We start from the raw sequence: 22,236 nt of genomic DNA, 5'->3' as shown, positions 1-22,236 counted from the left end.
TCACTGGGCCGCGAGCATCTCCCGGAACTCCTCGACTCCGCTGAGTTCGATATCGTCACGGCGGCGGCGTTGCCAGGCCTGACGGGTCAGGCGCCATCTCTGCAGCAGGGCGGGGTCACCTCGGCGGGTGTCCCATTCCACGCCGTTGGGTTCGTACCCGAGGGATTCGGATACCCGGTTCGAGCCGATGTTGGCCGTGAACGCATCGGATGCGGCCTCCCGCGCGTCGAGACCGGCGAAGGCCAGGTGCAGCATGGCGCTGCGCATCTCGGTGCCGAGACCGCGGCCGCGCACATCGGTCGAGAGCCAGGAGAAGGAGAGGACCGTGGCGCAGGTGTCGAACTTCTCCGCGATGAGGTCCTGCATCCCGACCGCGCGGCCATCGACGAGCACGGCGAAGCCGAGACGGAATTCGGACGGCGTGAACCGACCGCGAGCCCGCCAGACTCCTTGCAGCCAGCTGTTCACGCGGGTCTCCGGATCGGACTCGTAGAAGGACATCGGGTCGTCGTAGGGGGCGGGCTCGGCGAAGGCCTTGCCTTCGCGGACCAGCGGGATGAGCTGTTCGAGCATGTCATCGCCGGCGCCGACGAGCTCGAGTCGCGGTGTCTTCACGCGGATCTGCAGCGGCGCATAGTCCAACATGCCTCCAACCTAAGCGCGCTCGGGCGTTTCCACAATGGGTGCGCACCACGCAGCGACTCCCGCTGCGTGACGAACGCCGTGCCGCGAGCGCCGTGCGACTCCGCTGTGCGGCGAGCGCCGTGCGCATCGCCGGCGAAGTGTCTGTAGCGTAGGAGTCCGAATCAGAATCCAGCCGAAGGTGGTGCCGCAATGCCGCAGACCGAAATTCCGCAACCCACGACCGTCGTCTTCGACCTCGGCAATGTCCTCATCGGCTGGGATCAGGCCCTGCCCCTGGCCGATCGGATGAGCCGGGAGGAGTGGAATGCCTTCGCCGCCGAGGCCGATTTCGCGGCCCTGAACTCCGCATCCGATTCCGGCGTCCCCGTCGCCGAGGTGGTCGCCCGGGCCGCGGAGACCGATCCTCGGCACGGCGAGATCGTCTCCCTGTACTACGAGAACTTCGCGAAGTCCCTGACCGGTCCGATCGACGGCATGGCCGAGGTCGTCGCCGAACTCAAGGAGTCCGGCACGAGGCTGCTCGGACTCTCGAACTGGGCGGCCGAGACCTTCCACCATGCACCCGCGGCGGCGCCGGCGATCAGCGAACTCGAGGACGTGGTCGTCTCGGGTCGGGAGAAGCTCATCAAACCCGATCCGGCGATCTTCCACGTCCTCGCCGATCGCTTCGGACTCGATCCCGCCCGCACCGTCTTCGTCGACGACCTGCCTGCGAACATCGAGGCCGCGAACCGACTCGGATTTCTAGGCCTCGTGTTCACCGATGCGGAGTCACTGCGCCAGGATCTCGTCCGGCTCGGGCTGCTCGACGATTGATAGCGTAGGACCCATCCGCGCCTGGAGTTCCCACCCGCGGTCGAACCAGAGGAGGACCATTGACGACAGCAGCATTCCTGGAGCGCTTCGACTCGCAATCGGACTGGCAGCGTGAGCTCTACAAGGACTTCCATCGCCACCCGGAGGTCAGCCTCGACGAGAACGCAACGGTACAGCGGATCGCCTCGGAGTTGGAGAACATGAACCTGAGTGTCCAGCACATCTCCGAGACCGGACTCGTCGCCGTGATCGAGAACGGGCCCGGATCGACGGTGCTGGCCCGTGCGGACATCGACGCCCTACCCGTCTCCGAGGACACCGGCCTCGACTATGCCTCCACGATCGAGGGCGTCATGCATGCCTGCGGGCACGATATGCACATCACCGCCCTCCTCGGCGCCGTCCGGCTGCTCAATGAGAACCGCGACGCCTGGTCGGGCACCTACATCGCCCTGTTCCAGCCGGCCGAGGAGAACGCCGCCGGGGCACGCGCGATGATCGACGACGGCCTGACTGCGAAGGTGCCGAAACCCGATATCGCCTTCGCCCAGCACGTGATGCCCCAGCCCGCCGGTCAGATCCAAACCGCGTCCGGACCGGTGCTCTCGGCCGGGGATTCGGTCAGGATCACCGTGTTCGGCCGCGGCGCCCATGGGTCGATGCCGCACCTGTCGGTGGATCCGGTGGTGCTCGCCGCGACGATCGTGCTGCGTCTGCAGACCATCGTCTCCCGCGAGACCGAACCGGGTGAGTTCGCGGTGGTCACGGTCGGGGCGTCGAACTCGGGAACGAAGTCGAACATCATCCCGGATCGAGCCCAGCTTCTGCTCAACCTGCGCACCTACGACACCGCCGTCCGGGAGCGGATCATCGCCTCCATCGAACGGATCGTGCGCGGCGAGTGTGCGGCCGCCGGATCCCCACGAGACCCGAGTTTCGAGTACTACGATCAGTTCCCGCTGACCGACAACCCGCCCGAGTCCACTGACACCGTGACCGCTGCGTTCACCGACTGCTTCGGCGCCGAGGTGGTCCGGCAGGCCAGCCCGGCGACCGCCTCGGAGGACTTCAGTGAGATCCCGGACGCCTTCGGCGTTCCCTATGTCTACTGGTTCGTCGGCTCGGCCGATCCCGAGAAGTATCGGGCGGCCGAGGAGGCGGGAACCGTGCTCACGGACATCCCCGCCAACCATTCCCCGCAGTTCGCCCCGGTGATCGATCCGACCCTCGAACTTGCGACCAAGGCCCAGGTCGTCGCCGCCCTGTCGTATCTGGGGCGCACCTGATCGGTGGGAGCCTGATCGGTGTAAGCGAGGTGCCGAGGTCATGACCGAATCCCCGGACGAGTGGACGCTCGAACCCCCGGACGAACGAGCGCTCGAATCCCCCTACGAGCGTGCGCTCGGAGCGCGGAGATCGCGACTTCACCCGGTGCTGCAGAGGTACTTCGCAGCCGTTCCCGCCGGATCGGTCGGAATCGGCGAGGGCGTGTTCGAGTGCTTCGGGACCCGCCATCGGTGGCTGTGGCCGGCGTTGGCGGTTCTGGGTCGCGCTCATGTGATCGCTCCCGGCATGCATCGACAGGTTCCGTTCCGGGTCGAGAACCGGACCGTCGATGGAGAGCAGACCGCCACGAGGACCCTTGATCTGGGCGGACGCAGCTGGTCGATGCGCGATGCCGTCCATCTGGGGCGCGGCGGTCGCGTCGTCGATGTGCTCGGTCGGCCTGCTCTCGTCGAGGCGAGCTTCGACGTGGCGGTGACGAAGGATCACCTGAGCCTGAGCAGCGCCGAGGTGATCCTGCGGCTCGGACGTCTCCGTCTTCCCGTTCCCGGCCCGCTTCGTCCCGGCATCAGGTTGAGCGAGCGCTTCGATGACGGCGAAGAGCGGCAGCGCATCGAGCTCACCGTGGACATGCCGGTACTCGGGCGGGTCTATGAGTACCGCGGCTGGTTCACCTATGAGATCAGGCCGGAGGCAGGGACATCCGATCACGGTCATAGGTAATCGTGGAGTAGCCGTGCGGGATGGGAGTTCCCGTCTCGTCGACCCCGACGAAGACGAGCTGGTCGATGCTCAGAATGGACTTGCGGGTGATCATATTGCGCACCCGCGCCCGCATCGTCAGCGAAGTTCGACCGAATCGGGTGGCGACGAGACCCATTTCGATGAGGTCGCCTTCCCGTGCCGAGGCCTCGAATTCGATCTCGGAGATCAGCTTGGTCACGACGCGGGGGTTGCCGAGTTGGATGATCGCGTAGATCGCGGCCTCCTCGTCGATCCACCTCAGCAGGCTGCCGCCGAAGAGGGAGCCGTTGGCGTTGAGATCCTCGGGCCGCACCCATTTGCGCGTATAGAAGTTCATCCCATCGCCGAGGCGACCGGCACTCTGTGGTTTCGCGGGCTTCTCATGGTGTTCGCTTCCCAGCGTCAGTTCAGGCATGAGCTCAGCGTAGCCAGGGGATGTTTCGCCCTCGTTTCCGTCGAGTTCCGCCGATATTGCGGATCATCCCGGGTATCGGGGAACCACCTCGGCGTCGGACGAACCGCGGTCCCACCTCGGCGTCGGCACGGACTCGGCGCTGCTCGTCGGCTAGCGACGCCCTTCGAAATCGTCTTTCATCGTCGTCAGGGTCTTACGGATGTTCAGCCGCTGGAAGTCAGCGAAGGACCGGCCTTTGGTGACGATGCGGTCGAAGACCCAGGCTGCCCAACCCGGCCATGCCTGTCGGTCGTCGTGCCAGGTCTCGGTGACCCTGGTTGATCCGCCCAGGTCCTCGAAGTCATACGACCAGCTGGCATTGGCGCCCTCGAGCGACGGCGAGCGCGGTCCGATCTTGCGCACGGTGAACGCGAAGCGCCGGCCCGGAGTCGAATCGGTGACCACGCATTCGGTCACCCAGGTGGCTCGGCCGCGCCGATTGGTGCCGTCGAACACCTCGCCGACCTGCAGAGGTCGGCCGATCGCCGTCGTGCCTGCGCCGGTGTTCTCGGGACTCCACCGGGGCATCTGCGTCGGGTCGGCGACCTGGGACCAGATCACCTCGGCGTCGGCCTTGATCTCGATGCTGTCGTTGACCTGCATGGTCCGTGCCATCGTCGTCCCTTCGATCGGTGTGAGCCCTGTGCCTCGCCTGGTCGTCTGCCGACTCGTGACGCCGGTTCGGTGCAGGCCCGAGTCGTAACGCCGGTTCGATGCAGTCCCGACTCGTGACGCCGACACGCTGCGGGCCCGGAGTTAGGCTGGGCGTGTGACCACCATTCAAACACGCCGCCTGCGCCTGCGGGAGCTCGGGGCCGACGACCTCGATGAGATGGCGGCCATGCTGGGCGATCCGACGGTGATGATGCACTACCCCGCACCCAAGACCCGCGCCGAGGCGGCCGCGTGGATCGAATGGAATCTGGCCAACTATGCCGAACACGGCTTCGGGCTGTGGGCCGTGGAGACGCACGAGCGCGAGTTCATCGGCGACTGCGGACTCACCTGGCAGAAGGTCAACGGTGCTCCTCATCTTGAGCTCGGCTACCACGTGAAGTCCTCGGCTCAGGGGCAGGGCTATGCCACCGAGGCGGCTCTGGCCTGCCGCGATCACGCCCGTTCACACGGTCTTGGGAAGCAGCTCGTCTCGGTCATCCACTGCGAGAACACGCCGTCCCAGCGGGTGGCCGAGAAGGTCGGCATGCGCCTTGATACGTCCCTGCGGCACGATTCACCCGTCCACATCGTCTTCGCCATGGATCTCGGCAGCGACGACGTCAGCGTTTGCGGAATCGGCTGAGGAATTGACCAAGGAATCGGCTCACTTCTGATCCTCCGCCGTGGTTCCCGAGGTTCCTCCTCTGCCCAACAGCGCTTCCTGGTGGGCGACCGCCTCTTCCCGCAGCGCCTGGACGACGGCCGCGACAGCGGGGCGGCGCAGGGAGTCGGGGCGCAGCACCAGCCAGTACGGGAGTCTTTCGGAGAGCTCGGCGGGGAACAGTCGCACGAGGTCGGGGTGGAGGTCGGCCATGAAGCACGGGAGGAATCCGATTCCGGCGCCCGCCCGCGTGGCCTCCACGTGGACGAAGACGTTCGTCGAGGTCAGACCGTCCTTCATGCCCGGTACCAGGCGGCGGGGCGCATCGAGGTCGTCGACCTGGAGCATCGAATCGACGAAGTACACGAGCTGATGTTCGATGAGTTCGTCGACCGTGGCCGGGGTGCCGTTGGCGGCGAGGTAGTCTCGCGAGGCGTACATGCCCAGTTCGTACTCGGCGAGTCTGAACGCTTCGGCGCGGTGGACTTGGGGTTCGCCGACGACGACTTCGATGTCGAGTCCCGAACGCTGCTGGAGAGCGCGGCGGGTGACCGTGACGATCTCCACGCTCAGGCCCGAGTGAGTCCTGCGCAGCTTGGACACGGCCGGGGAGGCGACATAGGCGCTGAACCCGTCGGTCGCCGTCATCCGCACCACTCCCGTCACCGAGTCGGGTGCCTGCCCAGAATCACCGAGGCCGCGCACGGCGCTTTCGACCTGTTCGGCCACTCGGACCGCCTCGGCGCCCAGGTCGGTCAGCTCCCATCCTTCGGCCGAACGGGAGAGCACACGTCCGCCCAGGGCCTTCTCGAGCGCGGCGATGCGCCGCGAGATCGTCGTGTGATTGACCCCGAGGGTGTGCGCGGCGATGGCGAACTTGGCGGAGCGGGAGACGGTGAGCAGCACCAGCAGGTCGTTGGGCGTGGTGTCCATGTCAGCAATGGTACGCAGGCCGGATGGGAAGTTAGTCTCGGTGTATGGATGAAACCGCTGCCAGGGACGAGGTCATCGCCTTTCGGCTCGCATCACATCACCTCGACGGCCGACTGGGTGAGCGGGACCTCCTCAGGGCCGCCGGCGCGTGCGGGATCCAGAACAGCCCGCCGGGTTCCGGTCTGACCGCCCTGTACGCCCGAGTGGAGGGAATGTCCCGCGAAAGGCTCGACTCGGCCGTGGCCGAAGAAAGGACCCTCCTGCAGAGCTGGTGCATGCGCGGTGCGCCCTTCTATTTCCCCGCCTCGGACCTGGATCTCTTCACCGCAGGTGTGCTCCCGAGAACCGAGAAGTCGCTGCGTCACTTCGTCCTCGGCGTCGAGCAGTCCGTTGACGATCTCGGTGTGGAGCTCGGTGAACTCGTCAACTCCGCGGAGGAGGCGATCGACGGGATCCTCCGCGGTCAACGAATGACCATCACCGAACTCGGCGAGGAGCTCGCCCGCGCGATGGCGGACTCGCTGACCGTCGGGCAGCGGAAGATCTGGGTAAAGGAGGGGCCGTACGCAAAGAATCAGAGCCTCGGCGAGGGAGCCGTGCATTTCTGCATTCGGATTCTCACGCTGCGCCAGATTCTCTGCTTCGCTCCCCGGGACGGGAACACGGCACCGTTCGTGCTCGTCGATGAGTGGTTGGACCGGCCGAAGAAATCGCGCCAAACGGACCTCGACCCATCGACGATCGACGCCGCCCGTGCGGACCTGCTGTGTCGCTACCTGCACTGCTATGGGCCTTCGACACGGGCGGATTTCGCTGCCTGGCTCGGGATTCGCTCCACCGAGGCTGCGGCCTGGTGGGACCTGCTCGAGGGTGAGTTGACCGAGATCCGATTCGGGCGGAAGACGTGGATGCTCACCGAGGATGTCAATGCTCTCCATTCCGCGCAGATGCCACGGGGAGTCCGTCTGTTGCCACCCCGAGACCCGTATACGCAGATGAGGGACCGGGAGACGATCGTCGACAAAGTTCATCACTCCACGGTGTGGAAGACCGTCGGCGAACCCGGAGCGGTGCTCGTCGACGGGAGGATCGCCGGAACCTGGCGAGGGCGGAAGAAAAACTCGAACTTCACCGTCACGATCTCACTGTTCGACACGGTGCACACGAAAGAGAAGAAGGCCTTGACCGCCGAGGCGGAGGCGATCGGTGCCCTGCGCCAGGCGCGACGAGTCGACGTGGAGTTCGACGACTGATCCCCTGCCCTGAGAATACTCAGCGAGTGCCCTCACCCCAGTAACTCAGCCGCAGCGGCACGCCTCCTCATCGGCGCAGGAGCACGACTCGGCTTCGCGCTCTCCCGTGAGCACGGCGACCGGAGCCGCGCAGCAGGCATCGCCCCGCCAGGCTTCGAGGCCTTCCCGCACCGCGAAGACCGCGATGACCAAGGCCGCGAGGGAATCTGCCCATGCCCAACCGAGCAGGCTATTGAGCAGCAGCCCGACGAGCAGGGCGGCACTGAGGTAGGTGCAGATGAGGGTCTGTTTAGAGTCCGCCACCGCCGAGGCGGATCCGAGTTCGCGTCCGGTGCGCCGTTCGAACCAGCTGAGGAAAGGCATGACGAGCAGGCTGAGGGCTGCGATGACGATGCCGACGGTGGAGTGTTCGGGATCCCGCAGGCCGGTGAGAGACAGCACGGCGTCAAGGCCGACGTATGCGGCGAGAGCGAAGAAGGACACGGCGATCACCCGCAGGGCCGTCTTCTCTCGGAGTTCCGGGTTCGGGGCCGCGAACTGCCAGGCCACGGCCGCGGCGGAGAGGACCTCGACGATCGAATCGAGACCGAAGCCGATGAGGGCCGCCGAGGAGGCTGCTCCTCCCGCGGCGATCGCGACCACGGCTTCGATGACGTTCCAGGTGATCGTGATCGCGACGATGATCCGGACCCGTCGTCGCAGAGTCGCCGCCCGCGCCGAGCTCGGCAATGGCCGGACCGCCTTCGAGGTCGGGTTCACGTCGGTCGCCGTCATCGGGTCACCGAGTTCTCGCAGCACCCTTCGACCGCGCAGTCCGGGTCGAGGCACTCGACGTTCTCATCGACGGCCAAGGTCACCTCTACGAGGGCATTGAGTGCCGCTGCCAGGTGGGGGTCGGCGATCTCATAGCGGGTCTGTCGTCCTTCGGGTTCAGCGACGATGATGCCGCATCCGCGCAGGCAGGCCAGATGGTTCGAAACATTCGTCCTGGTCAGCTCCAGGTCTCTGGCCAGTTGGGCCGGGTAGCCGGGTTCGTCGAGGAGGGAGAGGAGGATACGCGATCGGGTGGAATCGGCCATGGCGCGACCGAGTCGATTCATAGCATCGAGCCTCGAAGCGATAGTCAGCATACACTGACCATACAGTGTTCACTGAACTATGAGAAGGCGGGTCCGAGTTCGGGGTTCGAAGCTGAGGACAGGGTGGAAGTCGCCTCGGGGCTACCGCACCCGCTGGGGTTCCCGCGATCTCAGTGCCGCCACGAGGACGCACACGCCGAAGGCTCCGATGCTCAGCACCGAACCGACGATGAGAATGCCGATATCGGCGGGCAGGTCCACCTGGTCGGCGGGCTCGGTGGGGGCATTTCCCTCGGGGTCGATCATCACCGTGATCGTGTCGCCCTCGTCGATATCGTCGAAGCCGTCTTTGCCGCGGTAGATCATCGGCTGGTCGACCGGTGTTCCGTCGGTCTTCTCCAGGGTGTACTCGTGCGTGTAGACGTCTCGGCTCGGATCGGTGGAATCGTGAACGGTTTCGTGCTTGACGGTGTGGTCGACGACGACGACTTCGGTGAGCTCACCGACCTTGGCCAGAGCAAGGTCTTCGGCGAGCATGATCGTCCCGATGCCGGCGATCGCGACGGCGGGTCCGACCAGCCACAGCGGCCATCTGCGGCCCATCGCCTTGTACACGCCGATGAGAGCCACGATGAACGCGCAGCAGGCGATGATGATGCCCGCCAAGAGCAGCGAAGGCCACAGGTAGGTCACGGCGAATGCCACTGCGAAGCCGATGAACACCACCGCCACCATGATCAGCAGCGTCAGCAGACTGCGCGCTTTGCTCGGTGGCATAGATGCTCCCATCGGTCGACGACTCTTGAACCTTACTGCGGCATGTTGACGAACCGGGACTTCGCGCCCTGGAACGCCACGGAGATGTCGGCCGTCGGACCGGCACGGTGCTTGGCGACGATGATGTCGGCTTCGCCAGCGCGTTCGTGCTCCTTGTCGTACATGTCCTCACGGTGGATGAGGAGGACCATGTCCGCGTCCTGCTCGATCGATCCGGATTCGCGCAGGTCCGAGATCATCGGCCTCTTGTCCGTCCTCTGCTCGCTGCCTCGGTTGAGCTGCGAGAGCGCGATGACCGGGACTTCGAGCTCTTTGGCCAGCAGCTTGAGCGACCGCGAGAACTCGGAGACCTCCTGCTGACGCGACTCCACGCGCTTGCCCGAGCTCATCAGCTGCAGGTAGTCGACGCAGACCATCTTGAGATCATGCTGCTGCTTGAGCCGCCGGCACTTCGCACGGATCTCGGTCAGCGCCATGTTCGGGGAGTCGTCGACGAACAGCGGGGCGTCATTGATCCGGGACTCCGTCGCGGCCAGGGTGGTCCAGTCATGGGGGCTGAGTTCGCCTCGGCGCAGGTTCTGCAGGGGAATCTCCGATTCCGCCGAGAGCAAGCGCATGACGAGCTCGTTCTTGCCCATCTCCAAGGAGAAGAACACGGCCGCCTGTCCGTGATGGATCGCCGCCGAGCGCATGAAGTCCAGGGCCAGCGTCGACTTGCCGACACCGGGGCGGGCGGCGATGACGATCATCGTGCCCGGGTGCAGACCGTTGGTGAGCAGGTCGAATTCGGTGAAACCGGTCGGCACACCGGCGGTCTGTCCGTCGGTGTCGCCGTTGCGCTCGATCTCCTGGGCCACCTCGCCGAGGATGTCGGAGAGGATGACGTAGTCCTCGGTGGTGTGGCGCTCGGTCACCTTGTAGATCTCGGACTGCGCGAGGTTGACGACGTCGTCGGTGTCGCCCTCGGCGTCGTAGCCCATCTGCACGATGCGGGTGCCGGCCTCGACGAGGCGGCGCAGCACCGCCTGCTCGCTGACGATCGCGGCGTAGTAGCCGGCGTTGGCGGCCGTGGGCACCGAGGAGATGAGGGTGTGCAGGTAGGCGGCTCCGCCGACGCGGGAGAGGTCGCCGGTCTTCGTCAGATAGTTCGCCACCGTCACCGAATCGGCGGGCTCACCCTTCGAATAGAGGTCGAGGACGGCCTCGTAGATGGTCTCGTGAGCGGGCTTGTAGAAGTCGTCGCCGCTCATCGTCTCGACGCAGTCGGCGATCGCATCCTTCGACAGCAGCATCGCACCGAGCACGCTCTGCTCCGCCTCGACATCCTGCGGCGGAGTTCTCAGGCCGTCATACCCCTGGTCGTTGCTCACTCGTCTTCCTCTTCCTCAAGCTGGTCGGCCCCTCGACTGCGGCCCGGGCAGGTGCCCGGCGGCGGCGCCCTCCAACTGTACCCGGCCTCGGAGTGTGCCTTCGATGGCCCCTCGAGCACCATGCTAGGACGCGCCCATGACATGACCGAGGAGCTCCTCGGTCATCGGATCCCACCCCTCGCCGAGGCGGTCTGCTCCGTCCCAGGTCAGCCGGTTTCGGTCGGTGTCGGTGGGGCCAGGGACCGTTCGATGCCGTCGAGCACGACCTCGAGCTTCCCGAGGAACCAGTCGAGGGGTTCGGCCGAGATCGACCCCCGGATCGCCTCGGCGATGGCTTCGCGCTCCTCCTCTGCCGGCTCCGGGGGTACTTCGGCCGGACGCACCGAGGCGGTGGGACGGACCAGCTCGCGCAGACTCTCCCGTCCCTTGTTGGAGGAGGGGACGATCGCATCGATGTGCTCGACCCCACGTCGGTTGTCGGCGACGAGGTCAAAGACGAGGTCGCAGGCCAGCACCGCGTTGGTCGCGGTGAAGCCGTGCCGCAGCAGCACCGCGCTCACGGTGCCCATGTACTCCATGGCTGTGGCCGGGACGGTGCCGCTGGAGACTTCGGTCGCGGATCCGGGATGGGCTTCGAAGACGTTCCAGGCCGCGAGCGCGGTCGATCGCAGCATCTGCCGCCAGGTGCCATCGAGGCTCGGCCATTCCATGCTCTCGAGCACGCGCTCGAGACCGATCCTGATCAGTTCCTCGCGGTCGGGAGCGTGCCGGAACAGGGTCGTCTCTCCGACGCCGAGGTGCTGGCGAACGGCGGCGAAGGTCAGGTCGGGGAATCCCACCTCGAGCACCGCCTCGGCGATCTGCTCCCGCGTCACCCGCGGCGGCCGTCCGCGTCTGCCCGCTGCCGGACTCACTCTCGGCCCACCTCGGCGCGCGCGGCCGGGCGGATCCTCACGCTCGGCACATGGTCCGGGCCCTCAGCGGCCGACGGTTTCAGCTCCATACCTCGACCATAACCTCTGCTCCGCCTGCGTGCGGACTCCTAGTCTCCGAGGGTGGCCTGTCCCGCGCCTGTGCCTTCCGCCACTCGGGCGAGCCTGTCGGCGTCGACCGCGGCCACATCGGGCAGGCGACGGAAGCGGGAGTGGGCGAAGACGAAGACGGCGACGAGGCCGAGAACGACCGCGCCGACGATGACCGGCAGCGGCGGCCACAGGCCGTAGAGCGCGGTGCTCGCGGTGGGTGCGACGACGAAGGTCAGGCCGTTGGTGGCGCCGATGAGTCCGGCCAGGCCGCCCTGTTCCTCGCGGTTCATCAGCAGGGTCGGCCCGGCCGTGTATCCGGGCATTCCGATGCCCAGGCCGAGGCCGATGAGGAGGATTCCGGCCACGATGGACCACAGTCCCAGATCCGGGATGAGGATGAGGAAGCCGAGCAGGGCGATGACGGCACCGACGCGAAGCAGGGTCGGCGGGGTCCATCCGCTGCGGGGGACGATGATGCTCTGGGCCACGACCATCCCGATTCCTGCCGCCAGGAGGACTCCGCCGGTGGCCAGTCCCGTGGTCTCGGCGTCGAGGGCGAGCCGATCCTGGATGATGAAGCCGCAGATCACCTGGATGAAGCCCAGGGAGGTCAGGAGGCCGAAACCGGCGAGCAGGAACGGCCAGACGCGGGTGTCGGCCGGGCGGATGCGGGCCGGGTCGGCGATGAGTTCGTGGCGGGGTTCGCGGCGGAGGACGAACAGGACGAGGACGAGCCCGACTCCGAGCAGGATCGGCACGACGACGAGCGGGGTGAGCAGGCCGAATCCGGCGAGTGCACCGCCGACGACGGCACCGGCGACCATCGCGATGCCCTGGACCGCGCCGACTCCGGCCATGCCTTTGACGCGGGCCGCCTCGTCGACGGTGACATCGGCGATATAGGCCTGGGCGGTCGGCGGGATCGCAGCGATCGCGGAGCCGAAGCCGATGCCGCGCAGCAGCAGGAACAGGGTGAACAGCGCGGATCCGCCGAGCACCGCGGTCATTCCCAGCTGCGAGACGAACGCGAAGGCGGCGGTGGCGATCGTGGCGATGCTCAGGGCCGTGATGAGCACGGTCCGCCTGCCCCAGGATTGGGAACGGCGGCCCCAGAATTGGCTGGTCAGCACCACCATGATCGCTGCGGTGCTGATCGTCACCCCGATCTGCCACTCCGCCAGACCGACTTCCCTGGCCAAGGGCGCGATGATCGGGTTGAGTGTCATCTGCCCGAGATAGGCGAGGAAGACGATCGTGAGAAGGACCTTCACCTGCGGGCGGACCTGGGCTGCAGGGGCGGGTGAATCGTGCGGATCATCGGTCACAGTGGTGGGTGAATCGTGCGGATCATCTGTCATGATCACGTCCTGTCGGTGGGGCGGCGACGCCGAGCGGCTGAAGGTGGGGTCGACACGTTCTCTGCCGACTAAGTTCACCCTAACCTATTTATGGGCGTTAGCAACCATAAATGTTTCGCCAGCCCCGCCCGAGACCGAGCCGGACGGCCCACCCGACCCTCGCCTCACTCCCGCGAACGCCCCGCGGTGGCGACAGAGACGAGGATCGGTTTGGCCACCTGCAGCCCGAGGCGGATGATGCCGACTCCGATGACCACGCTGGCGAGGATCGTGAGGAAGGTGACCGGTTTGAGCACCAGCGCCGCACCGGCCAGCGGGAGGACGAGGAACAGCCCCAGACCACCGGCGAGCAGCGACACCCAGATGACGGGTCCCAGTACGGCGCGAACCATGGCGCGGTGCATTGTGGCCGGGTCCATGCCCGCGGCGTAGAGGTCCTGGAATGTGTCGGCACGATCATAGACATCGGCAACCTGGTTGATCATGGCGGAGACCGCGATGAGCAGGATCGAGATGCCGATGACGAGGAGGACTCCCGTGAAGATGTCCTGGAACAGGATGATGTCGGCGGTTTGCATTCCGGCGTTCGGGTCATCGGCGGCTTCCATTCCCAACAGCATCAGCGAGATGCCGCTGCCGCCGACCGCAGCGACGAAGGCGGTCATGGCCAGACCGGAGACCCGGCGCCAGAACCGCTTCGGCTCGTCCGAGACCAGCCGGGCCGCGATGAGACGCTCGGGAGTCTTCGCCCGATTGCCGCTGAGATGAGCGAACCATCTGATGAGAAGCCCGCCGAGGAGGTCGACGACGATGAGGCCGAGAACGAAGACCCCGATGGACAGAGCGATCAGCACTCCCAACCCGAAGCTGCCGCCCTTCGCGAGGGCGACGAGGAAGGGCAGGATGATGATCGCGACCACGGTGAGGATGACGCGGACGATCGGGAACTTCCGCTCCAGCGCCTTCGTCCGCACACCCAGGGGTGAGATCGCGACCTTGCGCAGTCCGATGAGCGCCGAGGCGATGCAGACGAGGATGAGGAAGACGATGACCCCGGCGACGAGCAGCGGGGGCATGAGCAGGTTCTCATAGCCGATGGGCGAGCCGAGGAAGTGGATATAGCTGACCGGCCAGGCCAGTCCCAGGTATCCGATCACACCGAGGATGATGCCGCAGATCGCGGGCACCAGGGGTTCGGCCACGGCGATGCCGACGATGGATGATCGTTTCGCGCCGAGGAGGGACATCGTCGACAGCCGTTCGTCCTGGCGTCGCGCGGACAGGGTCGCCGAGGCGGAGGCGAGTGTGCTCGCCGGAATGACCAGGAGGATTGTCGCGAAGGTCGCGAGGATCTTGTAGGTCGCGTCGAGTCCCTGCGCGGCCGGGTCGGTCGACGGGGGAATCTGGAAGAACATCCAGGCGCCGGCGGCGACCGTGAGGAACAGGGTGGTGCAGGCGAAGAAGGCGCCGGCCACGAGCAGCGCGTTCGAGGATGTCAGCGTCTTGCGACCCAGGACGAGAGGGGCGACGCGGAGGGCAGTGGACACAAGGGCTCCTTTGAGCGGGACGTGCGGTGTGTTCGTTCGGGGCGAGGTCGAGTGCGCCGCTGCGCAGTCGGGCAGCGCTCAGCGGGTGTTCTCGGCCGACCGGTAGACGGTCGGCTGGTCCCGGGTCGGGTCGTGCACGGCCGACTGATTCGCCGTGTCGGAGACGATGCGTCCGTCGGCGAGGCGGACGATGCGTGAGCAGCGGGCCGCCACGGTTTCGTCGTGGGTGACGACGACCAAGGTCGAGCCGCGTCCGACGGTCGAGTGGAGGAGTTCGGTGAGCACCTCGGCGGAGGTTCTGGAGTCAAGGGCACCGGTCGGTTCGTCGGCGAAGGTGACCACGGGCTGGGTGACCTGGGCGCGGGCGATTGCCACGCGTTGGGCCTGGCCGCCGGAGAGCTGGCCGATTCGCTTGCCGAGGTGCTCGGCGAGTCCGAGTCGGTGCAGCCAGGCGTGTGCGTGCTTGGTGGCCTCGACTCGTGTCATGCCGGCGAGCATTGCGGCCAGGCTGACGTTGTCTTCGGCGGTGAGTTCGGGCAGGAGCAGGCCCTGTTGGAACACGAAGCCGAAGACCTCCCGGCGCAGAGCGGTCCGTCCGGAATCCTTGAGGGAGGTAATCTCGGCTGCGGCGGTGCGATCGGTGGGCTGGAGCCGGATGACTCCCTCGTCGGGTCGAATGATTCCGGCCAGACAGTGCAGCAGGGTGGTCTTGCCGGACCCGGAGGGGCCCATGATCGCAAGGGATTCGCCGAGTCCGATGCTGAGATCGACGCCGGCGAGCGCATAGGTCTGGTTGTAGTGCTTGGTCACGTGTGAGGCCGCGATGATGGCGGGAAGCTGAGAATTTGTCATGTCTCCAGGTTTTCGCACCTGAACCTGCGCGACCATGAAGCCGTCCCGCCACCTCGGCGAGGAAAACCCGAGGTGACGACGGAGAGAAGCCAGGCAAACATGAATGTTGTATTCGCGGAACACTCATCTCAGCAGTCGAACAGGTCAAGCGTTCAGCCACCCGTTCTCCGAAGCTCACGCAGCAGAGGTACCTACTACGATGCGGTTTACAGGTCGTTTCAGCTCAGAGACGAGACGATGTGTGATGCTGCGATAAAGGACAACCCCAGGGCCGGGAGCAGTCCGTTGCCGGCCAGATAGCCGCTAGCTCCGTGACCCGAGATTCCGGCGGCCGCCCCGCCCGCTGCGTAGAGGCCGTTGAGCTGTGATCCGTCTTCGCGGAGGGTGCGTGCATAAGCATCGATGCGCAATCCACCCTGGGTGTGGAAGAGGGCGGGGCGCACGTGGATCGCGGCGAGTGGACCCTCCAACGGTGCCTCCCAGTTCTCACGGCCGAAGTCATCGGGTGAACCGGCCGCCGATGCTCGCGACGTCTCCAGAGTGCTGTTCAGGCCTTCGGCACAGATGCCGCTAATCTCAGCCAGTTCCTCGACACTCTCGGCCCAACGCACACCGTTGCTCTGGACGACGTTCTGATAATCGGCGAACTCGAGACAGGAATCATGGATCCGCTGGTCGATGATGATCCATGACCCCTCCTGCGCATGCTTCAATGATTCGGCGGCGTATTCGGAATACCCCTTCGTCTCGTCTCCGTACCTCAGACCATTGCTGTTGACCAGGAATCCTCCGTGCATAACGGTGGCCCAGGTCGCCAGAGATGCCGCGGGCATCGCGAGACCCGCGTGTCCCTGGTAGGCATCGAGGTAGTCCACGGCAATACCGAACCGCTGACCGATCCGCACGGCATCACCGCGTGAGTGCTCGCTGCCGTAGTAGATCGCCTCGGAGATCTCAGGGATGTTCTCGCCGAGCAGCTCCTCGTCTGCACCGTAGCCATTCGTCGCGAGAACGACGGCACGAGTCGGGATCTCCTCTCGACCCGCCGGTGTCACGACGACGACACCGGTGACGGTGTCGCCTTCCGTGAGGAAATCGACCAGCCGCGCCGGAACGAACATGTCGATGAGGTCCGATGCTCTGACTGCGGCAAGGATGCCGTCGAGCATCGCAGCCCCGGAATGCCCTGGGATCGTGTGGCAGCGCATGACGCTGTGCCCCGGATAGGCGAAGTTCGTCACCAGCGAGATGTCGAGGCCCACCGTGTCTGCCAACCATTCGACGAGTTCAGCACTCGACTCGGCCAAGGCACCCGCGGCCACGGAGTTGAAGTCCCCGTGGGTCTTCGCGGACACATCGTCAAGGAAGGTCTGCGGACTGTCGCGCACTCCCGCCTCCTTCTGGTATCGCGTCCCCATCGCCGGAATCATGGCCGTGGACATCGAGGTGTTGTTGCCGCGTCTGAAGCTCTCATTCGAATCGAGAACCAGAACCGAAAGTCCGGCCTCGGCTGCCCGCAGAGCGGCCACCAGTCCTCCTCCGGCTCCAGCCACGACAACATCTGGTCCGTCGATTTCGCTCGTGCTCACGTCATTCCTCCCGGTGATGGATCTCAGTCTCTGTGCTCCCGAGGTCGAACCACGGGGCGCGGCGCTTCGGTTCAGTTCGCTCCAGGCCCGCGGGGAATGAAGCGACCGATGGCCTCATCGGCAAGTTCGCCCTCGTGGAGCACGTGGTTGCCGCGGACGAAGGTGTCTGTCACCGCGGCTTCGAGGGTGAAGCCCTCGAACGGCGTGTATTCCTGAGTCGATTCTGAGTGCTCGGGGGCGATGACCGTGGTCTTGGTCGTGTCCACGAGCGCGATGTCGGCGTCATAGCCGATGGCGATATCGCCCTTCTTCGTCAGTCCGAAGCGCTGGGCCGGGTTCCAGGAGAGCAGCTGCGCGATCCGCTGTTCGGAGACGCCGCGCTTGAGCCCCTCGCCCACGAGTCCGGGAAGGAGGTATTCGGCACCGCCGAATCCGGACTTGGCGGCGAACACATCGTCCTTGTCCTCGCCCTGTCCGAACTTGTCCTCCTCGCTGCAGCAGGCATGGTCACTGACGACCCAGTCGACGTCACCTGCGGCCAGGTGCTGCCACAGTGCTTCGATATCGTCCTGCGAACGCAGCGGCGGGTTGACCTTCCCGCCGATGTTGGCAGCCGAGTCGTAGCTGGCCAGCAGGTGCCCGATCGTGACTTCGCGCCGGAAATTCACGTGCGGGAACGTGCGTCCCATGAGCACAGCGGCTTCGAGTGCCTTGGCCGAGGAGAGGTGGAGCAGGTTGATCGTCGGCAGCTGGGTCTCGTGCGCGAGGTAGGAGGCGATCGTGATGGCCAGTCCCTCGGAGTGCGGCGGCCGCGCGGCGCTGTAGGCTTCGAGCCCCGTCAGCTCACCCTCATCGCGGACCATCTGCGTGTAGGCGCGCATGATCTCCGCGGTCTCGCAGTGCAGGCCCAGGGAGATCTCGTCGGCGTATTCGGGCAGTTCGTCGCGCAGCTTCTGAACTCCGCGCATGACCGCTTCGAAGTGGGCGATGTCGTAGTTCTCGCCCTCGGGCAACATGAGGAAGTCACGCTGGCTCGATGACGCGCCGTGAAGTCCGAAGCCGCCGTAGAACATGAAGATCTTGAAGGAGGTGATCCCGAAGTCCTTGGCCAGAACCGGCAGCTCCGAGATGTGTTCCTTCGACATGGGAGCCACGTGGAAGGTGTAGTCGATATGGGCTTGGCCATCGCTGGCCTCGAGCACCTTCGGCATGAACTCCTTGTACGGGCCGCTCTGGTTGAGGTAGTACTGCCCGGTGCGCATATAAGTGATCCCCGTGGTCACACCGCCCTGCGCCGAAGCGCGTGATTCGGAGGCAGCATCTTCGCGCAGCTCGTTGTAGATGCCCCAGTGCTGGTGGGCGTCCACTGCACCGGGAAATGCGAGTTTGCCCTGACCGTCGACGACGCGCTCGGCCCGCTGCGAATCGATTCCCGCACCGAGGGCCGCGACAGCACCGTCCTTGACGGCGATGTCACCGTGGAAGGGCTCCGCGTTCGCGCCGATGACCTTGACGTTGGTGATGAGCAGGTCGTAGTCCGACATGATTTCTCCTTTGAATACGTTGGGTGCCGGTCCGATCGGATCCCGAATCGGCGAGTTGCTTGTCCGATCCCGGACGGGGCCGCGAGGTACGGACCCAGCCCGGTGGTGAGTCGGTGTGTTGGTGGTCAGAGTGGTGGCACGTGGATCTCAAGGCCAAGCTTCAGAGCCGGGGAGACCTCGGCGAGGTGTTCGAACCGGACAATCGTGTCGCGCATGTCCGCAAGCTGTTCCTCGCTGCACACACGTGCGGCGTTGTCTTCGAACTTCGCTGCCAGTTCCTCGAAGCTCAGCGGCCGGTCGGGGCCGCCGCGATTGGCGAGCACCTTTTCGACCAGTTCCCGACCGTCCTTCGTGCGCACCCGCAGCACCGCAGGGAACTGGTGAGGGAAGATCTCGTCGCATTCCGCATCGGCGGTGACACTGACCTTGGCCATGATCTCCCGCATTGCCGGGTCGGTGGCACGGTCATCGGTGAAGTCGTCAAGGCCGAGTCCGAGTCCACCGCCTCCGGTGAGGGCGGCTGCCACGACGAACGGGGCGCTGAACTGTGCCATGTAGCCGGTCTCTGGGGCACGTTTGACCTCGATCGGTTCACCGATGGTGCGGGCGGGCGCTGTGGCAGCACCCACCTCGACGCTATCGATGTCGGAGGGGACGAGACCCTTCTCCCGCAGCGCGAGGGCGGCGTCGATAGCCGCGTGAGTGAAGTGGTTCGCCGGATAGGGCTTGAAGAAGATCGAGGGAACGGACCATGTTGTGCCCAGGCCCTCGGTGATCTCCTCGGCGGAGAAGTTGCCGTGCAGCCAGGCTTCGAAGAAGCCGAATCGTCCTTCGAGGACCGTGGGCGGACCGGTGAAGCCTCGCTGCACCAGCTGCGCTGCCGAGACCGCCGAATGCGCGGCCCAACCGGCATGCATACGCTTGACGGTCCCGCCCGTCCGGTTGGACTCGATGATGCCCGAAGCCATCGAAGCGGTCACCCCGAGCACATCGGCCAGGCCCGCCTCGTCGAGGCCGTGGAGCATGCCGGCCGCGACAGAGGCCCCCATTGCTCCAGTGATCGAGGTGGCGTGCTGACCGTGTTCGAAGAACACGGAGTTCCCCGCTTCGCTGTCATAGCCGGCCATACCGAGCCGGACGGCCACCTCGATGCCCACAGCGATGGCGGCGATGGTTTGTTCGCCGCTGGACTCATTGGCCTGGGCCGCTGCGAGGGCGGCTGGGATCGTCGAGGCGCTGGGGTGGAGGACCGAGGGCAGGTGGGTGTCGTCGTAGTCCAGGGAATGAGCGAGCACTCCGTTGACGAATGCGGCGCCGGCGGCCGGGACCTTCTGCTCGAGACCGAAGGCCGTGGCCTCGGCGATACCCCCTTGGTGACCTACCCAGTCGATGGCCGCATGGCTCGTCGGCAACGCGGTGGCGGCGAGGCAGATGCCCAGGGTGTCGAGGATCCGCCCGCGGACGCTGTCGACGACCTCGGGGGGCAGGGAGTCGAAGGTCGCTGCCTGCGCGAACGCGGCGATGTGCTGTGACAGGGTCGTCTCAGTCACCGGCGACCACCGCCAGGGGGCGCACCGGCGAACCGGTCGCACCGAAGATGTTGAGCGGGACGAGCACGAGGGTGAACTCGTAGGCTCGGTGCTCGGAGATCTCTTCGAGGTTCATGGCCTCGATGATGTAGATTCCGTTCTCCACGAGGAAGATTCGGTGGACGGGAAGCAGTCCGTGGCCCGCTCCGGGCCGGAGACATTCGAAGGCGATGGAATCGGCGCCGGCGGCATGGATCCCCTGCTCGGCGAGCCAGTGTCCGACTTCCTCCCCGATGCCGGGTACCCCGGTGGGACCGCCGACGAAGGCGTCTCCTTCGTCGAACTTCGCACCCCATCCCGAGCGGATGAGGACCACGTCGTCCCGGCGCACCTCGGTGCCCTGGGCCTTCAGTGTCGCGTGGACGTCCTCGAGGGTGATCTCATAGCCGCCCTTGAGGGTGGCCACTCCTTTGTGCGCGGCGACGTCGATGAGGACGCCGCGTCGGATCATCGGCTCGATCGTGTGCACGCCGTGTTCGACATATTTGCCGCCGAGGCAGGCGTCGTCGGCATCCTGTCCGCCGTGGAGCCGTCCGTCCTGGCTGACGTGAGCGAGCGCATCGATATGGGTGCCGACATGGGTGCCGGTGGTGATCATGTCATTGGCCGCGCTGCCTCCATCGGCACGGACCTTGTCACCGTGGCGACGCGGCAGCACATGCCAGAACTGGGGGTGGTTGGGGGACTGCGGCATTCCCACGCGCAGCTGTCGCGCGAGGTCATAGGTCCGTAGGCCCTGGCTGATCGCTTCGACGAGTTGATCGGTCATTTGATCGCACCGCTTTCTCTCAGATTGTTCAGCTCCTCGTCTCCGTACCCGGCTTCGCGGAGCACAGCGTCGGTGTCGGCACCGTGGTCACGTCCGGTGAAGCGGATCGAGCCGGGTGACTTCGACATCCGCCACAGCAGGTTGTGCTGAAGCAGTGGGCCGAGGTCAGGGTCGTCGACCTCGGTGAGCATCTCGGTTTCGCGGATATGGGGGTCGCTGACGACGTCCGCGGCATCGTAGATGGGCGCGATGGCCGCGCCGGCCTCGGTGAAGGCGTCGACGACGGCCTTGAGCTCACGCTCTGCCACCCATCGGGAGACATAGTCATCGAGGAGGTCGACGTGCTCGACGCGTCCCGTTCCGCTGGCGAACCAGGGCTCGTCGATGACTTCAGGGTGCCCGACGAGGCGCATGACGCGTTCGGCGATGCTCTGAGCACTCGTCGAGATCGCGATCCACTTGTCGTCGGAGGTCAGGTAGGTGTTTCGGGGGGCGTTATTCACCGAGCGATTGCCGTTGCGCTGCCCGATGACGCCCAGCTGCTGGTAGACCGTCGGTGAGGGCCCGACGGCTGTGAGGATGGGTTCGAGGATGCTCATGTCGACCACCTGCCCCTCCCCAGTGGCGTCTCGGTGACGCAGCGCCATCATGGTCGCCGAAGAGGCGGCGATTCCGCAGATGCTGTCTGCAAGACCGAAGGCCGGGAGGCTCGGCGGGGCGTCGGAGGGTCCGGTGAGGTGTGCGAAGCCGCTCATCGATTCGGCAAGGGTGCCGAAACCAGGCCGCGCTGAGTACGGGCCTTCCTGTCCGAACCCGGTGATCCGGACGATGATGAGCCCCGGGTTGATCTCGTGGAGCTCCTCGGGCCCGATTCCCCACCGTTCGAGCGTCCCCGGCCGGAAGTTCTCGACGAGGACGTCTGAGCCGGCGGCCAGGCGACGCAGCACCTCTGCCCCATCCGGCCTGCCCAGGTTGAGGGCGATGCCGCGTTTGTTGCGCGACACTTCCTTCCACCAGATGGGCTGGCCGTCTTTCTGATAACCGTGTCCCCTGAGGCCGTCGGGTTTCGACGGATGCTCGATCTTGATGACCTCGGCGCCGTTGTCGCCGAGGATCTGCGTGCAGAGCGGACCCGCGATGATCGTCGAGGCATCGATGACCTTGATGCCGTCCAGAGGAGCGGATTGTTGATTGCTCACAGTTTCTCTCCCTCGTCTGATCCGGAAGTTCAACCGGATCGTCCTCCAGCCCTCAGCGACGAGTCATCTCCTCACCGATGAGGGAGCCTAG

The 22,236-nt window shown here is 65.8% G+C and carries 22 protein-coding genes; 5 read left to right on the top strand and 17 right to left on the bottom strand.

What is annotated here, in order from left to right:
- A complete protein-coding gene (locus CV023_RS11435) occupies nucleotides 1-645 on the bottom strand; it encodes a GNAT family N-acetyltransferase (protein WP_230745788.1) in 645 nt (214 codons plus the stop codon).
- Nucleotides 646-834: 189 nt separating this feature from the next.
- Here CV023_RS11435 and CV023_RS11430 point away from each other — a divergent pair, with 189 nt between their 5' ends.
- The 3 genes from CV023_RS11430 to CV023_RS11420 are packed head-to-tail and all read left to right on the top strand — an operon-like array spanning nucleotide 835 to nucleotide 3,468.
- Nucleotides 835-1,461 (top strand): HAD family hydrolase, encoded by a 627-nt coding sequence (locus tag CV023_RS11430; protein ID WP_230745786.1) that lies wholly within the window; start codon nucleotides 835-837, stop codon nucleotides 1,459-1,461.
- A 59-nt stretch (nucleotides 1,462-1,520) separates the two neighbouring features.
- Nucleotides 1,521-2,747, top strand: coding sequence for an amidohydrolase (locus CV023_RS11425; RefSeq protein ID WP_230745784.1), 1,227 nt, complete (start codon nucleotides 1,521-1,523; stop codon nucleotides 2,745-2,747).
- Nucleotides 2,748-2,787: 40 nt separating this feature from the next.
- A complete protein-coding gene (locus CV023_RS11420) occupies nucleotides 2,788-3,468 on the top strand; it encodes a DUF4166 domain-containing protein (RefSeq protein ID WP_230745783.1) in 681 nt (226 codons plus the stop codon).
- Here the strand turns inward: CV023_RS11420 and CV023_RS11415 are convergent.
- The gene (locus CV023_RS11415) at nucleotides 3,428-3,826 is read right to left on the bottom strand and encodes an acyl-CoA thioesterase (RefSeq protein ID WP_230745870.1); all 399 of its coding nucleotides are present in this window, start codon (nucleotides 3,824-3,826) and stop codon (nucleotides 3,428-3,430) included. The two genes, CV023_RS11420 and CV023_RS11415, sit on opposite strands and share 41 nt — an antisense overlap.
- A gap of 228 nt (nucleotides 3,827-4,054) precedes the next feature.
- Complete coding sequence (locus tag CV023_RS11410) at nucleotides 4,055-4,558, bottom strand: SRPBCC family protein (protein ID WP_230745781.1); 504 nt, start codon at nucleotides 4,556-4,558, stop codon at nucleotides 4,055-4,057.
- Nucleotides 4,559-4,712: 154 nt separating this feature from the next.
- Between CV023_RS11410 and CV023_RS11405 the strand changes: the two genes are divergently transcribed.
- Nucleotides 4,713-5,243: a GNAT family N-acetyltransferase gene (locus CV023_RS11405; RefSeq protein ID WP_230745779.1), complete on the top strand. Its 531-nt coding sequence runs from the start codon at nucleotides 4,713-4,715 to the stop codon at nucleotides 5,241-5,243.
- 21 nt (nucleotides 5,244-5,264) lie between these two features.
- Here CV023_RS11405 and CV023_RS11400 read toward each other — a convergent pair whose 3' ends face one another.
- Nucleotides 5,265-6,194 (bottom strand): LysR family transcriptional regulator, encoded by a 930-nt coding sequence (locus tag CV023_RS11400; protein WP_230745777.1) that lies wholly within the window; start codon nucleotides 6,192-6,194, stop codon nucleotides 5,265-5,267.
- Between the two features lie 44 nt (nucleotides 6,195-6,238).
- On the opposite strand from CV023_RS11400, the gene CV023_RS11395 reads away from it, so the two are divergent.
- A complete protein-coding gene (locus CV023_RS11395; protein ID WP_230745776.1) occupies nucleotides 6,239-7,447 on the top strand; it encodes a winged helix DNA-binding domain-containing protein in 1,209 nt (402 codons plus the stop codon).
- A gap of 45 nt (nucleotides 7,448-7,492) precedes the next feature.
- Here CV023_RS11395 and CV023_RS11390 read toward each other — a convergent pair whose 3' ends face one another.
- The 13 genes from CV023_RS11390 to CV023_RS11330 all read right to left on the bottom strand — a co-directional run bounded on the left by CV023_RS11390 (nucleotide 7,493) and on the right by CV023_RS11330 (nucleotide 22,145).
- The gene (locus CV023_RS11390; RefSeq protein WP_230745774.1) at nucleotides 7,493-8,221 is read right to left on the bottom strand and encodes a cation transporter; all 729 of its coding nucleotides are present in this window, start codon (nucleotides 8,219-8,221) and stop codon (nucleotides 7,493-7,495) included.
- A complete protein-coding gene (gene cmtR, locus CV023_RS11385; protein ID WP_230745772.1) occupies nucleotides 8,218-8,577 on the bottom strand; it encodes a Cd(II)/Pb(II)-sensing metalloregulatory transcriptional regulator CmtR in 360 nt (119 codons plus the stop codon). The genes CV023_RS11390 and cmtR overlap by 4 nt, the downstream gene beginning before the upstream one ends.
- A 90-nt stretch (nucleotides 8,578-8,667) precedes the next feature.
- The gene (locus CV023_RS11380) at nucleotides 8,668-9,303 is read right to left on the bottom strand and encodes a hypothetical protein (RefSeq protein WP_230745771.1); all 636 of its coding nucleotides are present in this window, start codon (nucleotides 9,301-9,303) and stop codon (nucleotides 8,668-8,670) included.
- 32 nt (nucleotides 9,304-9,335) lie between these two features.
- On the bottom strand, nucleotides 9,336-10,673 hold the full coding sequence (gene dnaB / locus CV023_RS11375; RefSeq protein ID WP_230745770.1) for a replicative DNA helicase: 1,338 nt from the start codon (nucleotides 10,671-10,673) through the stop codon (nucleotides 9,336-9,338).
- Nucleotides 10,674-10,879: 206 nt separating this feature from the next.
- Nucleotides 10,880-11,587 (bottom strand): TetR/AcrR family transcriptional regulator, encoded by a 708-nt coding sequence (locus CV023_RS11370; protein WP_230745769.1) that lies wholly within the window; start codon nucleotides 11,585-11,587, stop codon nucleotides 10,880-10,882.
- 128 nt (nucleotides 11,588-11,715) lie between these two features.
- Nucleotides 11,716-13,056: an MFS transporter gene (locus tag CV023_RS11365; protein WP_230745768.1), complete on the bottom strand. Its 1,341-nt coding sequence runs from the start codon at nucleotides 13,054-13,056 to the stop codon at nucleotides 11,716-11,718.
- 164 nt (nucleotides 13,057-13,220) lie between these two features.
- Nucleotides 13,221-14,603, bottom strand: a complete 1,383-nt coding sequence (locus CV023_RS11360) for an FtsX-like permease family protein (RefSeq protein WP_230745767.1) — start codon at nucleotides 14,601-14,603, stop codon at nucleotides 13,221-13,223.
- 78 nt (nucleotides 14,604-14,681) lie between these two features.
- Nucleotides 14,682-15,455 carry an ABC transporter ATP-binding protein gene (locus tag CV023_RS11355; protein ID WP_230745766.1) on the bottom strand — a complete coding sequence of 258 codons (774 nt, stop codon included), beginning with the start codon at nucleotides 15,453-15,455 and terminating at the stop codon, nucleotides 14,682-14,684.
- A gap of 218 nt (nucleotides 15,456-15,673) precedes the next feature.
- Nucleotides 15,674-17,044, bottom strand: a complete 1,371-nt coding sequence (locus CV023_RS11350) for an FAD-dependent oxidoreductase (protein WP_230745764.1) — start codon at nucleotides 17,042-17,044, stop codon at nucleotides 15,674-15,676.
- A 71-nt stretch (nucleotides 17,045-17,115) separates the two neighbouring features.
- Nucleotides 17,116-18,588 (bottom strand): dihydroorotase, encoded by a 1,473-nt coding sequence (locus CV023_RS11345; RefSeq protein WP_230745763.1) that lies wholly within the window; start codon nucleotides 18,586-18,588, stop codon nucleotides 17,116-17,118.
- A 125-nt stretch (nucleotides 18,589-18,713) separates the two neighbouring features.
- Nucleotides 18,714-20,138: an MmgE/PrpD family protein gene (locus CV023_RS11340; RefSeq protein ID WP_230745762.1), complete on the bottom strand. Its 1,425-nt coding sequence runs from the start codon at nucleotides 20,136-20,138 to the stop codon at nucleotides 18,714-18,716.
- Nucleotides 20,131-20,946: a cyclase family protein gene (locus CV023_RS11335; protein ID WP_230745761.1), complete on the bottom strand. Its 816-nt coding sequence runs from the start codon at nucleotides 20,944-20,946 to the stop codon at nucleotides 20,131-20,133. Before CV023_RS11335 ends, CV023_RS11340 begins: the two co-directional genes overlap by 8 nt.
- On the bottom strand, nucleotides 20,943-22,145 hold the full coding sequence (locus tag CV023_RS11330) for a CaiB/BaiF CoA transferase family protein (RefSeq protein ID WP_230745760.1): 1,203 nt from the start codon (nucleotides 22,143-22,145) through the stop codon (nucleotides 20,943-20,945). Before CV023_RS11330 ends, CV023_RS11335 begins: the two co-directional genes overlap by 4 nt.
- Nucleotides 22,146-22,236 lie beyond the last annotated feature (91 nt).

Source organism: Brevibacterium sp. CCUG 69071, from assembly GCF_021023135.1.
GTDB lineage: Bacteria > Actinomycetota > Actinomycetes > Actinomycetales > Brevibacteriaceae > Brevibacterium.
The sequence above is the reverse complement of the archived record's forward strand: the minus strand, read 5'-3'. Positions and strand labels throughout refer to the sequence as shown.

Bases quoted from the DNA above. Each gene is read 5' to 3' on its own strand.
- CV023_RS11430 (WP_230745786.1), top strand. From the start codon at position 835: ATGCCGCAGACCGAAATTCCGCAACCCACGACCGTCGTCTTCGACCTC.
- CV023_RS11400 (WP_230745777.1), bottom strand. From the start codon at position 6,194: ATGGACACCACGCCCAACGACCTGCTGGTGCTGCTCACCGTCTCCCGC.
- CV023_RS11415 (WP_230745870.1), bottom strand. From the start codon at position 3,826: ATGAACTTCTATACGCGCAAATGGGTGCGGCCCGAGGATCTCAACGCC.
- CV023_RS11380 (WP_230745771.1), bottom strand. From the start codon at position 9,303: ATGCCACCGAGCAAAGCGCGCAGTCTGCTGACGCTGCTGATCATGGTG.
- CV023_RS11395 (WP_230745776.1), top strand. From the start codon at position 6,239: ATGGATGAAACCGCTGCCAGGGACGAGGTCATCGCCTTTCGGCTCGCA.
- CV023_RS11420 (WP_230745783.1), top strand. From the start codon at position 2,788: ATGACCGAATCCCCGGACGAGTGGACGCTCGAACCCCCGGACGAACGA.
- CV023_RS11435 (WP_230745788.1), bottom strand. From the start codon at position 645: ATGTTGGACTATGCGCCGCTGCAGATCCGCGTGAAGACACCGCGACTC.
- CV023_RS11390 (WP_230745774.1), bottom strand. From the start codon at position 8,221: ATGACGGCGACCGACGTGAACCCGACCTCGAAGGCGGTCCGGCCATTG.
- CV023_RS11345 (WP_230745763.1), bottom strand. From the start codon at position 18,588: ATGTCGGACTACGACCTGCTCATCACCAACGTCAAGGTCATCGGCGCG.
- cmtR (WP_230745772.1), bottom strand. From the start codon at position 8,577: ATGCTGACTATCGCTTCGAGGCTCGATGCTATGAATCGACTCGGTCGC.
- CV023_RS11365 (WP_230745768.1), bottom strand. From the start codon at position 13,056: ATGACAGATGATCCGCACGATTCACCCACCACTGTGACCGATGATCCG.
- CV023_RS11335 (WP_230745761.1), bottom strand. From the start codon at position 20,946: ATGACCGATCAACTCGTCGAAGCGATCAGCCAGGGCCTACGGACCTAT.
- CV023_RS11410 (WP_230745781.1), bottom strand. From the start codon at position 4,558: ATGGCACGGACCATGCAGGTCAACGACAGCATCGAGATCAAGGCCGAC.
- CV023_RS11355 (WP_230745766.1), bottom strand. From the start codon at position 15,455: ATGACAAATTCTCAGCTTCCCGCCATCATCGCGGCCTCACACGTGACC.